The sequence below is a fragment of the Ruania halotolerans genome (assembly GCF_021049285.1).
Lineage (GTDB): Bacteria > Actinomycetota > Actinomycetes > Actinomycetales > Beutenbergiaceae > Ruania > Ruania halotolerans.
Genome location: NZ_CP088017.1, coordinates 3,998,471 through 4,012,328 on the forward strand (window position 1 = coordinate 3,998,471; position 13,858 = coordinate 4,012,328).

Annotated in this window: 14 protein-coding genes; 9 read left to right on the plus strand and 5 right to left on the minus strand. The window is 70.4% G+C overall.

Annotated features, from left to right (window positions below; translation table 11 throughout):
• Positions 1–135: 135 nt before the first annotated feature.
• Together LQF10_RS18085 and LQF10_RS18090 are read right to left on the minus strand one after the other, a co-directional pair.
• On the minus strand, positions 136–1,290 hold the full coding sequence (locus LQF10_RS18085) for a sensor histidine kinase (RefSeq protein ID WP_231065202.1): 1,155 nt from the start codon (positions 1,288–1,290) through the stop codon (positions 136–138).
• Positions 1,287–2,024, minus strand: coding sequence for a response regulator (locus LQF10_RS18090; protein ID WP_231065203.1), 738 nt, complete (start codon positions 2,022–2,024; stop codon positions 1,287–1,289). Before LQF10_RS18090 ends, LQF10_RS18085 begins: the two co-directional genes overlap by 4 nt.
• Before the next feature lie 124 nt (positions 2,025–2,148).
• On the opposite strand from LQF10_RS18090, the gene LQF10_RS18095 reads away from it, so the two are divergent.
• The 3 genes from LQF10_RS18095 to LQF10_RS18105 are packed head-to-tail and all read left to right on the plus strand — an operon-like array spanning position 2,149 to position 4,123.
• The gene (locus LQF10_RS18095) at positions 2,149–2,811 is read left to right on the plus strand and encodes a glycosyltransferase family 2 protein (protein WP_435531414.1); all 663 of its coding nucleotides are present in this window, start codon (positions 2,149–2,151) and stop codon (positions 2,809–2,811) included.
• Entirely contained in the window at positions 2,808–3,449 is a 642-nt protein-coding gene (locus tag LQF10_RS18100; RefSeq protein ID WP_231065205.1) for a TIGR04282 family arsenosugar biosynthesis glycosyltransferase, read from the plus strand. The genes LQF10_RS18095 and LQF10_RS18100 overlap by 4 nt, the downstream gene beginning before the upstream one ends.
• A complete protein-coding gene (locus tag LQF10_RS18105) occupies positions 3,449–4,123 on the plus strand; it encodes a class I SAM-dependent methyltransferase (protein ID WP_231065206.1) in 675 nt (224 codons plus the stop codon). Before LQF10_RS18100 ends, LQF10_RS18105 begins: the two co-directional genes overlap by 1 nt.
• On the opposite strand, the gene LQF10_RS18110 is transcribed toward LQF10_RS18105, so the two are convergent.
• From LQF10_RS18110 to LQF10_RS18120, 3 genes are read right to left on the minus strand one after another with little or no spacing between them, the layout of a single operon-like run.
• The gene (locus LQF10_RS18110) at positions 4,065–4,520 is read right to left on the minus strand and encodes a hypothetical protein (RefSeq protein WP_231065207.1); all 456 of its coding nucleotides are present in this window, start codon (positions 4,518–4,520) and stop codon (positions 4,065–4,067) included. The genes LQF10_RS18105 and LQF10_RS18110 overlap by 59 nt on opposite strands.
• Positions 4,517–5,140 carry a molybdopterin-dependent oxidoreductase gene (locus tag LQF10_RS18115; protein ID WP_231065208.1) on the minus strand — a complete coding sequence of 208 codons (624 nt, stop codon included), beginning with the start codon at positions 5,138–5,140 and terminating at the stop codon, positions 4,517–4,519. Before LQF10_RS18115 ends, LQF10_RS18110 begins: the two co-directional genes overlap by 4 nt.
• Positions 5,137–5,748 carry a cytochrome b/b6 domain-containing protein gene (locus LQF10_RS18120; RefSeq protein ID WP_231065209.1) on the minus strand — a complete coding sequence of 204 codons (612 nt, stop codon included), beginning with the start codon at positions 5,746–5,748 and terminating at the stop codon, positions 5,137–5,139. Before LQF10_RS18120 ends, LQF10_RS18115 begins: the two co-directional genes overlap by 4 nt.
• Before the next feature lie 148 nt (positions 5,749–5,896).
• Between LQF10_RS18120 and LQF10_RS18125 the strand changes: the two genes are divergently transcribed.
• From LQF10_RS18125 to LQF10_RS18150, 6 genes are all read left to right on the plus strand, one after another.
• A complete protein-coding gene (locus tag LQF10_RS18125) occupies positions 5,897–6,766 on the plus strand; it encodes an MTAP family purine nucleoside phosphorylase (protein ID WP_231065210.1) in 870 nt (289 codons plus the stop codon).
• Positions 6,763–7,842 carry an NAD-dependent epimerase/dehydratase family protein gene (locus LQF10_RS18130; RefSeq protein ID WP_231065211.1) on the plus strand — a complete coding sequence of 360 codons (1,080 nt, stop codon included), beginning with the start codon at positions 6,763–6,765 and terminating at the stop codon, positions 7,840–7,842. The genes LQF10_RS18125 and LQF10_RS18130 overlap by 4 nt, the downstream gene beginning before the upstream one ends.
• On the plus strand, positions 7,839–9,230 hold the full coding sequence (locus LQF10_RS19420) for a hypothetical protein (protein WP_290371118.1): 1,392 nt from the start codon (positions 7,839–7,841) through the stop codon (positions 9,228–9,230). Before LQF10_RS18130 ends, LQF10_RS19420 begins: the two co-directional genes overlap by 4 nt.
• A gap of 181 nt (positions 9,231–9,411) precedes the next feature.
• Positions 9,412–9,678 (plus strand): cupin domain-containing protein, encoded by a 267-nt coding sequence (locus LQF10_RS18140; RefSeq protein WP_231065212.1) that lies wholly within the window; start codon positions 9,412–9,414, stop codon positions 9,676–9,678.
• A 779-nt stretch (positions 9,679–10,457) separates the two neighbouring features.
• The gene (locus LQF10_RS18145; protein ID WP_231065213.1) at positions 10,458–12,266 is read left to right on the plus strand and encodes an ATP-dependent nuclease; all 1,809 of its coding nucleotides are present in this window, start codon (positions 10,458–10,460) and stop codon (positions 12,264–12,266) included.
• Positions 12,263–13,741, plus strand: a complete 1,479-nt coding sequence (locus LQF10_RS18150) for a UvrD-helicase domain-containing protein (RefSeq protein WP_231065214.1) — start codon at positions 12,263–12,265, stop codon at positions 13,739–13,741. The genes LQF10_RS18145 and LQF10_RS18150 overlap by 4 nt, the downstream gene beginning before the upstream one ends.
• Positions 13,742–13,858 lie beyond the last annotated feature (117 nt).

Below are 13,858 nucleotides of genomic sequence, written 5' to 3' on the forward strand. Positions count from 1 at the left end.
GTGCTCACACGCCTAGCCTGCCTGCTGCGGGCTGCATCCCACGCGGCTCGCCGCGCGTCAGACCTGATGCGAGCCAGGTTGACACCGCGGACGCGTGAGCCCGCGATGGCCCTGAGGGCAGGGCCCTCCGGCGGCTCATTCCGCCACAGCGGCGACACGAGGAAGGAACACCCGGAAGCACGCACCGCCGTCGACGTTCTCCACACTGACCCGCCCGGCGTGAGCCTCGACGATGCCTCGGACGATCGCCAGACCCAACCCCGCCCCGGTGGTGCGCCCGACCGGCCGCGCCGGGGTGCGCGAGCTCGTGCCGCGCCATCCAGCCTCGAAGACCCGGGTGAGGTCCTCGTGCGCGATCCCGCCGCCGCTGTCGCGCACGGTCAGCACGGCGTTGCCGTCGTGGTCGCGCGTGGTGTCGACCACGACCTCACCGCCGGCGGGCGAGTGTTGAACGGCGTTCGCCAGCAGGTTCTCGACCACGCGGGTGAGCTCGCGCGGGTCGCCCATGACGACGACACCCTCGCCGCCGCGCTCCTGCAACCTCACCTTGCGCGAGGTGGCCAGCACGCGCAGGTCGGCGACGGCGTCGCTCACCAGGTCGTACAGCGCCACCTCGACCCGCTCCAGCCGCAAGGTCCCGGACTGGATCTTCGACAGCTCGAAGAGCTCGTCGACCATGCCGGAGAGGTGATCGACCTGCGAGCGCACCTGACGGTGGAAGCGCTCGGGGTCGTCGGCCATGCCGTCGACCAGTGCCTCCGCCATCGCACGCAGGCCGGCCAGCGGGGTGCGCAGGTCGTGCGAGATCCACGCCACGAGCTCGCGGCGCGACGCGTCGAGCGCGGCGACCTCCTCGCGAGCCTGGTCCAGCCGGTCGCTGGTGTCAGCGAGCTGTGCCGTCAGCCGCGTGAGCTCGGACCGATCGCGCGGGTCGATCGTGGCGCGGACCGGCACGCCGTCGCCGAGGGCTTGCGCGAGCTGTGCCACCCGATCGCTGTCCCGCCCGAACACGCGGCCGAGCACCAGCGCCACCGCGACCGAGCTCAACGACGCCGCCGCCGCGACCCACAGCAGCACCGCCAGGTCGTGCTCGGAGAAGTACATCGCCCACGCGATCACCACCACCGCGGCCACGAGCGAGACGATCCCGGTCACCGCCACGACGAGCAGCCGCACCAACATCCGCGCGCGCCGCGTGAGCCGCAGCACCAACACCCCGAGCAGCCCCGCCACCAACGCGCACCCCAGCGCAACGGCCAGGATGATCGCCAGATCGGCCGCGGGAATCATGCCGCCTCACCCGGCTCCAGGCGATAGCCCACGCCCCAGACCGTCACCAGGATCTCGGGCATCGCCGGATCGGCCTCGATCTTCTCCCGCACCCGACGCACCGTGACCGTCACGGTCGACAGGTCGCCGAAGTCCCAGCCCCACGCCGCGCGCAGCAGCTGCTCGCGGCTGAACGCCTGCCGTGGATGCTTCAGCAAGTACGCCATCAGGTCGAACTCGCGCACCGAGAGCGCGAGTTCGGCGCCGTGCCGGCGGATCACCCGCGCCGACACATCCAGGTGGAACGGGCCGACGTCGAACGGTGCCTCCGGGACGGATTCGTCGATCGTGCGGCGCAGGATCGACAGCACCCGCAGCACCAGCTCCCGCGGCGAGAACGGCTTGCCGAGGTAGTCGTCGGCACCGGCCTCCAGGCCGGCGATCCGGTCCTCGGTCGACCCGAGCGCGGTCAGCATGATGACCGGCACGCTGCTGGTCGTTCGCAACCGTCGGCACACCTCGACGCCGTCGATGCCGGGCAGCATCCGGTCCAGCACCACCAGGTCGGGCGGCAGCTCGGCCACCGCACGCATCGCGGCGATGCCGTCGGTGGCCGTCGAGACCAGCAGCCCAGCGGCCTCGAGATATGTGGTGGCGACCTCGAGCACGGTGGGGTCGTCCTCGACCACGAGCACGCGGCGATCGGCCAGCTCCGCCGGCAGCGGCGCCGTCACCTCGCTCGGGTCCTCGTTCACGCCCCCAGCCTAGGTCAGGCGCCTCGGCACACACCGGTCCCCCAGCCCTCCCGACGGCGACTGTCCCCGCTTCGTAAGGGTTCGGCCGGGTCTCCGGCCGGGCCCGCTCTCTAGCGTCATGACAGTGATCACCACCGTCGACGTCATCCTTCCGTGCCTGAACGAGGCTCAAGCCCTGCCTACGCTGCTGGCCGGCCTCCCGCCCGGCTACCGGGCCGTCGTGGTCGACAACGGATCGACCGACGGCTCGGCGCGGATCGCGCGCGAGCACGGAGCCACCGTGGTCACCGAAGCGCGGCGCGGGTTCGGCTCCGCCGCGCACGCGGGGCTGCTCGCGAGCACCGCCGACATCGTCGCGTTCTGCGACGCCGACGGGTCCTTCCGGCTCTCCGACCTGCCCGCCGTCGTCGAGCCGGTCGCGGCCGAGGCGGCCGACCTCGTGCTCGGACGCCGCCGCACCGGGGTACACGGCGGCTGGCCGCTGCACGCCCGCGCCGCCAACCGCGCTCTCACCGCGCTGATCCGGGCACGCACCCCGATACGACTGCACGATCTCGGCCCGATGCGAGCCGCCCGCCGCGAGCAGCTGCTCGCGCTCGACCTGCAGGACCGGCGCTCCGGGTATCCGCTGGAGATGGTGCTGGCGGCGGCGAGCCACGGCTGGCGGGTACGGGAGGTCGACGTCGACTACCTGCCTCGCGTGGGCCGGTCGAAGGTCACCGGCACCCTCACCGGCACCGTGACCGCGGTGCGGGACATGTCCCGCCTGCTCGCGGCGGCACGATGACCACGCTGATCGTGCTCGCGAAAGCGCCCGTGGCCGGCCGCGTCAAGACCCGGTTGCAGCCGGGACTGACGCCGGAGCAGGCCGCCGGCATCGCACGCGCCAGCCTCGACGACACGCTCCGCACCGGACGAACGCTCGGCGCGACCCGGCTCGTGCTCTGTCTCGACGGCGATCCTGACGGGCTCGACGCGGCCGGCTATGACGTGGTGCCGCAGGTGGCCGGCGGGCTCGACGCGCGCATCGACGCCGCCCTCGGCGCGGTCGCCGGCCCCGTGCTCCTCGTCGGGATGGACACCCCGCAGCTACGTGCGGCGCACCTGCCGCCGCTGCCGGAACCGTGGCCGGTCGGCGTCGACGCCTGGTTCGGCCCCGCCCGCGACGGCGGCTTCTGGGCCCTCGGCCTCGCCCGGCCGGTCCCTGGTCTCGTCAACGGTGTCCCGATGTCGCGCGCTGACACCGGCGCGCTGATGCTGGCGCGGCTGCGCGAGGCCGGGCTCGGCGTGCTGCACCTTCCGGAGCTCGTCGACATCGACACCGTGGAAGACCTGGCTGAGGTCGCCGTGCAGATCCCCGGGAGTGCGACGGCGGAGCTCGCCGAGGTCGTCGGTCTCGCCCGCCCGCTCGGCGTGGTTCGCTGATGTCGCTGCCCGAGGTCGAGGTGGTCGACGACGGCTTCGGCCGCGGCGGCACCCACCCCTACGACACGGCACTGCTGCGCCGGACGCCGTTGACGCTGCTCGATCTGGGGGACGCCAGCGCCCCGCGCCAGATGGACGTGCCCCAGTTCCTGCGCGCGGCGGACGCGGTCGAGGCGGAGCTGGTGCGCTCGCTGACCGGGCCGCTGCTCGACGTCGGATGTGGTCCTGGGCGGATGGTCGCCGCGGCGAGCCGTGCTGGGCTACGCGCGCTCGGGGTCGACATCTCCCCGACGGCGATAGCGATCGCTCGGCAGCGAGGGTTGCCGGTGCTGCTGCGCTCGGTCGACGACCCGCTCCCCGGCGAGGGCCGGTGGGGCTCGATCCTGCTGCTGGACGGCAACATCGGCATCGGCGGTGACCCGGCCGCACTGCTGCGCCGGTGCGCCGCACTCGCCGCGCGCGAGGGCGTGGTCGTCGTCGAGGCGCACCCCGACGACGACCACGACACCACCTTCGACGCGGTCCTCGCCGATCCGGACGGAGGGCGAAGCCACCGGTTCCGCTGGGCGGAGAGTGGCCGGGACGCGCTCGCGCGGCACGCGCGGGCGGCGGGCCTCAGGACTCGTCGGCAGTGGCGGCGCGGCGAACGAAGCTTCGTCGTTCTCGGACGGTGAGCACCGCGGCGATCGCCACGCCGAGCACCGCGATCACCAGCCACGCCACCGCGAGCGCCTGCGCGTAGTCCACCTGCAGCACGGAAGCGTTGCGCGGGCCCCGGGCACGGGCCAGGATCGCGGGCACGGCAACGATCGTCAGCACGGTCCCGATGCCGAACGCCGTGCGCAGCACCAGCCTGGCCGGGTGCGCGAGCGTGCGGGTGACACGGTCGGCACCCAGCCCGAAGACCTGCAGCAGGGGCACAAGAACGCCGTCGTGCACCACGATCGCCCCCGCCAGCCACACGCCGAGCCCGAGCAGCTGCCACAGCGGCACATCGGCGAGCAGGGTCAACACGCCGACGCCGAGCAGCAGCACCCCGGCGACACCGATCAGTCCGCGAGCGAGCCTCATCCGAGTACCTCCACCCGACTGAGCCATTTCGTCTGCAGCACGCCCGGGCGGGCGGGTGCGATCACACGCGCAGGGAAGCCGTGGTCCAGGTGCAGCGGTTCGCCGTTGAGCTCAAGCGCGACGAGCGTCGCGGAGTCCCGGACGAACTCGGCGCCCATCTCGGAGGAGCCGTAGGCGCCGCGGGTCTGAAGGCTGCTGAAGCGGACGTCCTGCCGGTCCGGCAGTCCTGCCGCGCCCAGCAGGTCGCGCAGTCGCACGCCGCGCCAGCGCGCCATCGTGCTCCAGCCCTCGACGCACGCGATCGGTAGCTCCAGCTGGGTCTGCGGCAGGGAGCGCAGCCGGTCCAGGCCGAACCCGGCGGTGCCGGCAGCCCCGGCTACCGTCAGCGACCAGTCCGCGGCGACCGCGGTCTCCAGCACCTGCGCCTCCTCGGCCGTGCGGTTGACCGGCACCCCCTGCGGCCCCTCGCCCTGCTGCCGCGGCGCGAACACGGTGAGTGGTGCCAGCGGCTCCCAGGTCTGACCGGCGGTGGTCGCGACCAGCGCACCGGTCGCGATGCCGGTGCCGAGCAGGAACGCGCGGCGGCTGAGCCGTCCGGTCGCGTCGTCGTCCGTCGTCATGACTTCTCCTCCGCGTGCTCGGCCGGCGTCTCGATCTCCTCGCCGGACAGGTCTTCGGGCTCCTCAGCCGTGCGGCGCCAGTGCTCGCGGATCTCGGGAAGCTTGACCGCGACGTGCACCAGCAGCGACCCGACGATCACCCAGGCGAGGCCGTAATGCACGGCACGGAAAGAGAACGGCCACGGGTACCACTGGTAGGTGTTGATCAACCCGATGACGACCTCCAGCAGCGTCGCCGACACGAGCGCCCCGATGCTCAGCCGCTCCAGCGCGTTGGGCCAGGACGTCACCGGCGGCCACGCGAACAGCCGCGGGTACACGCTCCAAAGCTTGGCCAGCAGCAGCGGGAAGATCGCCGTCCCGGCGGTGACGTGTATGCCTTGCGTCCACCGGTACAGCTCAGTCGGCCGGGTGGGGAACGTGATCCAGTCCGGAGGCTCCTGCAGCAGGTGGCTGTACAGCCCAGTGAGGAAGCAGAGGACGACCGCCAGCCCTAGCAGCCGCCCGATCACCACTGCCATCCGGGTGTTGCGCACCGGCGACGCCAGGCTGCGCTGCAGGCGGCGCGCGCGGTCCGCCAGCGCCGAGTCGAGGGGGTCATCGCTCATGTCTGCAAGTCTGTGACGGGGACGGGTGCGAGCGCCTGCCTCAGTTCTTACGGACCGCGGACAGTCAGCCGTCACCGATCCGTAAGGAGTTCTCGCCACCCGGCCCCGGTCGACGTTGCCAGGGTTGGGGTGGGACCTGAGGAGGACCATGTCGCACGAATCACCGCACCGCATGCACCGGATCCCTGCCGCCGACCCGCCGCATGCGCCGCTGGTGGGCGTGATCGGCGGCACCGGGCTGCAGGAGCTGCTTGGCCCCACCGCCGACACCGTCACGATGCGCACCCCGTACGGGCCGCCGTCGGCACCCGTGGCGCTCGGCGAGCTCGCGGGCCGCCGGGTCGCGTTCCTGCCCCGACACGGGCCCGGCCATGCGCTGGCTCCCCACGAAATCAACTACCGGGCGAACATCTGGGCGCTCGGCCATCTGGGCGTCCGCGCCCTGGTGACCTCGAACGCCGTCGGCGGCCTCGCACCGTCGACTCCGCCCGACACGTTCGTGCTGCCCGACCAGCTCATCGACCGGACCCGACGGCGGGAGGACACCTTCGTGGGCGAGGGCGTGGTCGCGCACGTGGCGCTCGCCGACCCGTACTGTCCCGTCCTGCTCGCCGCCGCCGGGGACGCGTTGCACGGCCTCGGGGAGCCGACCCGGGTGGGTGGCACGGTGGTGGTCATCGAAGGCCCGCGGTTCTCCACCCGCGCTGAGTCGCGCTGGTTCCGCGACGCCGGGGCACACATCATCAACATGACCCAGTACCCCGAGGTGGCGCTGGCCGGTGAGTTGGGCATCGGCGTCGTCAACCTCTCGTACGTGACCGACACCGACGCCGGGGATGACGCCGACGATTCCGATGCCGCCGACGCCGCCCTGGTGCTTGAGCGGATGGCGCGTGCGCGCCCGCGCATCGAGGCGGCGGTGGCCGCGCTGGTGGCGGCGGTGCCGGCGAGCTACCACCCGCGAGCGCTGGTGCCCACCGAGGTGTCGGCCGCGCTGCTGGCGCGGGAGGTGCGATGACCACGCTGCTCGTCACCGGCGGTGCGGGGTTCATCGGCTCGAAGGTGGTCGACGCCGCGCTCGAGCGCGGCTGGCGGGTGCGGCTGCTGGACTCCTTCCGGGCCGACGTGCACGGTGAAGCGCCCGCTGCGCTGGCCGAGCACCCCGATCTCGAGGTGGTGGCGGGTGACGTCGGCGACGCTGCGGTGATCGGGCCGCTGCTGCGCGGCGTGGACGTGGTCTGCCACCAGGCGGCCAAGGTCGGGCTCGGCGTCGGGATGTCGGACGCGCCCGACTACGTGGCGAGCAACGACCTCGCGACGGCGGTGCTGCTGTCGGCGATGGCCGAGCAGGGGGTCGGTCGGCTGGTGCTGGCGTCGTCGATGGTGGTCTACGGCGAGGGCCGGTACCGGGACGAGACCGGCGATGTCGAGGTGCCGCCGCGGCGGACGGTCGACCTCGAGGCCTGCCGGTTCGAACCGATCTCGCCGCGCACCGGCCACCCGCTCACCGCGCTGCTGATCACCGAGACCGCCCGCCTCGACCCGCGCAACGTCTACGCTGCCTCCAAGGTCGCGCAGGAGCACCTCGCCGCGTCATGGGCGCGCAGCTGCGGCGGCAGGGCGGCGATGCTGCGCTACCACAACGTCTACGGGCCGGGGATGCCGACGGGCACCCCGTACGCCGGGGTGGCCGCGATCTTCCGTACCGCGCTCGCCGAGGGCCGCGCGCCGCGCGTCTTCGAGGACGGCGGCCAGCGCCGCGACTTCGTGCACGTACGGGACGTGGCCGCGGCCAACCTCGCGGCAGTCGGATGGACGAGCACGAGCGAACCGGGCGCGGTGCGTCCCTTCAACGTGGGCAGCGGTGAGGTCCGCACGATCGGGGAGATGGCGCGGGCGTTGTCCGCGGCGGTCGGCGGTCCGGAACCGGTCGTGACCGGCGAGTACCGGCTCGGCGACGTGCGCCACATCACCGCGTCCTCGGACCGGCTCCGAACCGAGACCGACTGGACGCCGCAGGTCACCTTCGCCGCGGGGATGAGTGAGCTCGCGACCGCACCGATGCGGCCGGCGGCGACCGGACAGGCGCGATGAGCGACGCCCCGGGCGGACTGTCGGGTGCGGCGACGGGCACCGAGGCGGACGCCCCCGCAGCCGCCGGGCGGCGCCGAGCCTCGCCGCAGCTGGTCGCGCTGGTGGCGACGCTGGCGCTGATCGCGGTGGCCGCACTGCTGCCGCCCCTGGCAGGGATGGATGTCAGGGTGCCGTCACCGCCGCTGATGGCGCGGTGGATGCCGCGAGTCGGCCCGGGAACGGTCGTGGCGCTCGCAGTGGCGGTGCTCGTGGCGGTGGCCGGTCCGCGGGTCGCGGGCCGGTGGTCCTGGAGGCGGCTGCTGGTGGCGGTCTACCTGACCGCCGTCGTCTGGGCGACCGCCCTCGCCGCGGTCGACGGCCTCGACGGGCTGGGCGCGATCCTCCAGGGCCCGAACGAGTACCTCGGCACCGCGCGCGCGGTCACCGATGTCGGAGCGATGCTGCACGAGTACGTGGATCGGATCCCGTTCTCGCACCCCGACAACTGGCCGGTCCACGTGGCGGGGCACCCGCCGGGTGCGGTGCTGGTGTTCGTCGGACTGGTGCGCCTCGGGCTGGGCTCGGGACTGGCGGCGGGATCGGTGGTGCTGCTGGTGGGAGCCACGACGCCGGTGGCCGTGATGATGCTGCTGCGCCGCCTCGGTGCGGCCGACCTCGCTCGCGTGGCTGCGCCGTTCCTGGCCGCGGCGCCGACGGCGATCTGGATGGCGGTCTCCGCCGACGGGCTGTTCACCGCCGTGGCGGCGTGGGGGCTGGCCGCCCTGGGCTACGCGGCGACCGCGCACCGCGTTCGCGGTGTGGCCGGGTTCGGGGTGCTGGCCGGCGTGCTGCTCGGCGCCTGCGTGATGATGTCGTACGGGCTGGTGCTGCTGGGCGTGCTCGCCGTGGCGGTGCTGGTGGTCGCGCGCCGGTGGCAGCCGCTGCCGTGGGCGGCCGGTGCTGCGCTGGCGGTGGTGGGCGGGTTCGCGCTGGGGGGCTTCGCGTGGTGGGAGGCGTACCCGGTGCTCGTGCAGCGGTACTGGGACGGCATCGCCTCCTCGCGACCGGGTGGCTACTGGATCTGGGCGAACCTCGCCGCGCTCGCCGTCAGCGCGGGCGTGGTGCTCGGACCCGTGCTGACCACCGCGCTGCCGCGGCTGCGGCAGACCTGGCGGGGATCGGGATCGGTGCGCGTGGTCGCGCTCCTGGTGACCGCGGCCGCCGTCACGATCGTCCTGGCGGACCTCTCGCAGATGAGCCGCTCCGAGGTCGAACGGATCTGGCTGCCGTTCGTGCCGTGGCTGCTCGTGGGGACCTCGCTGCTTCCGCCGCGGTGGCGACGTCTCGCGCTGCCGTGCCAGCTCGTGCTCGCCCTGGCCGTCCAGCACCTCTTCCACACGTTCTGGTGACGCTGGTCTCCCGGCCGCCCATGCCTCGAGCAGCTTGGCGCTCCGGTATCCGCGGGAACGGTGGTTCTTGAGGGTGGGGCGTGGGTAGCCTCATCTGGATGGTCTATCAGATCGTTGATCCAGCCGCGGCGGCTGCGGGGCCGGGCCCGCATCCCGCGGCGAGCCCGTTCGACAAGCGTGTGTGAGCGAAGCCCTCGGCATCACAGCTTTTGAGGTCTACACAGTCGAGTTGCCGCCGAACGCAGAAACCGTTCGCCACGACCATCTCGACGACGGCGTCGAGGACCTTTACTTCATCGTCTCCGGCGATGGCCGGGCCTTCGTTGACGGGGAATCTGTGCCGCTTCGGCCAGGACTTTTCCTCGCAGTGACGGTCGAGTCCGCAAGACAACTTCGGGCCGGCAGCAGCGGGCTGACGTTCGTCGCGATCTGCGGTCGACCGCTCTGAGACAACACGTTCCGCTCACCGATCGCCCACCTGTGGCACTGGACGCACATGACACAGGATGTCGGTGGCAACGCCTACTGTCCCCTTCATGGCGAAAAAAGTACACGTGGCCCCGAGATCGTTCGACCGGCCTAGGGGGAGGCATGAGCAGTGGTCCGAGAGGCGGACTATCCACTGGTCCTGGAGGTGGCATGTCGACCGGCCCGAGAGGTGGGATGAGCACCGGACCTGGCGGAGGTATGTCGACCGGCCCAGGAGGCGGACTTTCAACCGGCCCTAGGGGCGGCCTGTCTACAGGCCCAGGTGGGGGGTTGTCTACGGGGCCGGGCGGAGGCCTCTGGACCGGCCCGGCCCGCACTACTCCAGCAACATCCCACCCATCCATGTGTTCATCCCGATATTGCGCAGGCAGGGATATGCGTGGGCGGCCGACATGTTGGCCAGGGCGCACGGCTCCGACGTCTGATTAGCGGTCGCGAGCGGATCCCCAACCGGGAGCAGTCGCCGACAAACTCGTCGTGGGCTCCCGCCCCGGTGGAGCGCCCGCGTCGATCGCGGCGGTATGACGCACCTTGTGGTCAATCCGCAAGCCGGCTTGATCGCGATTGCGGTGACCTCCAGCGGCCACCTTCCGGCTCGAGTTTGGATTCAATAAGGCGCCTTCGGTAGACGGGTTCGCCGAAAGATTCGGAATGGCCCGACCTTGAGAGCGCTAGCTGCCGACGTTGCAGCAAGCGATGTGGTCGAATATGAGTTCCGCAACCCGAAGGCGACACACTTTGAAGATCCGGAGAATCGACATCGAGAACTTCCGCGGCATCCGGAGGCTGTCGTGGAGTCTGCCCGTCGACCAGACGTTCTTCGTCCTGATCGGGCCCGGAGACGCGAGGAAGTCGACAATCCTCACTGCTCTCGAGCGCGGGCTGAGCGACCGGTGGAACATCACGTTCACCGATACCGACTTCTATCGCGGGGAACTGAGCGAGCCCATCCGTATCCGTATTGCGATGACTGCCATTCCCCAGGACCTGCTCGGTGTGGAGGATCTGGGTCTGCACCTTGCGGGCATCAACGCGGTGGGTGAGTGGTCTCACGACCCGGAGGACGGGTTCGAGGAGTGTGTGATCGTGGAGCTTCGGGTTGATGCGGACCTGGAGCCTGAGTGGGTTGCGTATCGGCCTGACGCTGACGACGACGAGGAGCGGCACGTTCTACGGGCGCGTCACCGTTCCCGGTTCGGGACGTTCCGTGTTGATGAGCGGGTTGATGCTCATCTGCGGTGGACGCGGATGTCTGCGTTGGGGAAGTTGACGGAGAAGAAGGGGGACGCCCGCAAGACACTGACGTTGGCGAACCGTGCGGCTCGTGAGGCGGTATCTACTGCGGTCCCGCCGGACCTGCAGCGCCTGGCTGACGATGTTGGGAATGCGGTATCGGCGATCGGGAGCGCCAAGTTCGAGGACCTTCGGCCGGGGCTGGACATCTCCCTGACGAGCGCGCAGGGGAACCTCGCGCTGTTCGATGGTCCGGTCCCGTTGACGAACTTCGGGTTGGGAACCCGGCGTCTGGCGGGTGCGGCTGCGCAGCAGCTTGCGCACGAGGACTCGACGATCTTGCTCGTCGATGAAGTGGAGTACGGGCTCGAACCGCATCGGCTGGTTCACCTGCTGCGGTATCTCCAGCGCAAGGACACGTTCTCGCAGGTATTCGTCACGACGCACTCTCCGTCGGCGTTGCAGCATCTGGATCCGTCCGACTTGGTGATGGTTCGGTCGGAGGACGGGGAGACGGTTGCGATGTCGCTGGGCGACCCGGTGACGTTGAAGCCGGTCATCAAGGCCAGCCCGGAGGCGTTTCTGGCCCGCCGGGTCGTCATGGGCGAAGGCAAGACCGAGTACGGACTTCTGCTCGGCCTGTTCGAGTCGTGGGACACCGAGTTGCAGGCGGCGGATAGTGTCCCGACTGCGGCGCTCGGGGTCGTCGGCGTTGAGGGCTCGGGAGGAACGGGATCTGCTGGTCGAGCCAAGGAGCTTCTCAATGCCGGATACGAGGTCGTCCTCGTCCTCGACAGCGACGACCAGGCTGCGAATGCGCTCGTGCCCGACGTGGAGGCCGCGGGCGGGAAGGTCGTGCAGTGGGCTGGAGGCGTATGTACCGAGCGGGCAATCTGTGACCAGCTTTCCGCCGAGGGCCTGACGGCGTTCATCGACACGGCTGTTGAGGCGGCCGACGACCCTGAAACGTCCCGGGTGTCTTTCGCTGACCAGCTGAAGGCACGTGGCGCAGCCATTGTCAGTGAGAAGGACGCACAGCTCGACATCGCGGCGTGGGTGGCAGCCGGCACCACGTTGGAGCAGGCACGAGTGACGGTCGGCGACACCGCGAAACACAAGAGCTGGTTCAAGAACGTCGACCGGGGCAAGGCACTCGCCGCATTTGTGCTTAGCCGGCCCGAGCTGGCCGAGGGTGCGGTTGCTGCCACGCTGGCCAAGGTCCGAGAGCACACCTACTACCAACCTGAACCCGCACCGAACGATGCGCCGCCCGAAGAGGCCGACGGCACCGCGGTCGTCGAGGCGGACAAGTGAGCGACGAACTCGAGGCCACGGCGGCCGGGCTAATAACTGCGCTACCCGTCTCGGTCACCCTGCCCGCTGGCACTGGCAAGACGCATCTGCTCGCCGAAGCCGCGCGCCAGATCGTCGCGCACGGTGGCCGGACCCTGATCCTGACCCACACCAACGCGGGCGTTCACGCGATCCAGAAGCGTCTGAAGTCCTTCGGAATCACGGCCGGCGCACGCGTCTTCACACTGACCAGCTTCGGGTTCCTCCTGGCTCGCGCCTACCCGAACATAGGACAGCTGAAGGTTCCACCGACACCCGACTGGGACGACTCGGAGAGTTACATCACCGCGGCGCACCGCATCACCACGATCCACACCATCCGTCGAGTCCTCGCCGCCTCCTACAGCCATGCCCTGGTTGATGAGTACCAGGACTGCAGCGAGACCCAACACCAGTTCGTGTGCGCTATCGCCGAAGCCATCCCGGCAACCGGTGTCCTCGGAGACCCCAAGCAAGCCATCTTCGAGTTCCGCGGCAACACCCTCGTCACGTGGGAAGACGTCCAAGCCAGGTTTCCCGACCACCCGATTGAGCCGAAGCCGTGGCGATGGCTCGAACACAACCAGCCCCTCGGAGAGTGGCTCCTCAAGGCGCGCACCGCACTGACGCCAGGCAGCGTCATCGATTTCTCCGCCATCAAGCTCCCGGCAGGCGTCGAGTACCGCAGTTCCGGGACCGACCGCCGAGCAGCCGCCAACGCCGCCCTCAAGTACCGACCGGCGGGCGAAACGACCGTCGTCATCTCCCCCTGGGAGAACACCGCCAGACGCGCCGCAGCCGACCTCAAGGGCGCGTTCACCATGATGGAAGAAGTCGCCGGTGCGTTCATGGGCGACCGCCTCCGCGAACTCGCTGCCGCCAACCCTGAGCAATTCGCAACCTGGCTCATCAACCTGACTAAGCGCTGCACCTGCGGTCACGCCCAACTCAACGACGGCGTCAAAAACCGGCTCAAAGCTGGCCAGACCACCTCCGGCCTCAAGCGCCCCGGCCTTGAACCCGCGCTCGCAGCGTTCGACACCGTCGTTGCCAACCCCTCGTACACGTCCCTTGCCACCGCAATGGGCGCCATCCCGAACTCTGCCTCGCTCCGCCTCCACTCCCACGAAGCTTGGAACGACATTCAGACCGCGCTCCGTGGCGCAGCCGCCGCAGGCGACAACCCCGATGTCCTCGGAACCGAACTCGCACGAGCACGCGACCGCATCCGCCACCAAGGCCGCCGAAACCGGAGCAAGGTCGTCTCCCGCACCCTCCTCATCAAGGGCCTTGAGTACGACCACGTCGTGATCGCCGACATCAACCAGATAACCGACGTCAATAATCTGTACGTCGCCCTTACCCGAGCACGCAAGACGATCACGATCGTCGGCGCCACAGCGACCATTACCGTCACATGTACCAAGACCAAGACCAAGACCAGCAATGCGCGGTAAATCCGCGAGGGGGTCTCACGCGGCTAGAGAGTCCTTCAGCCACACAGCGCAGGGTCACAAGCGTAGCGGGATGGTGGATCTAGGAATCCTCACTAGCCGTTCGAGTCATCTTTCGAT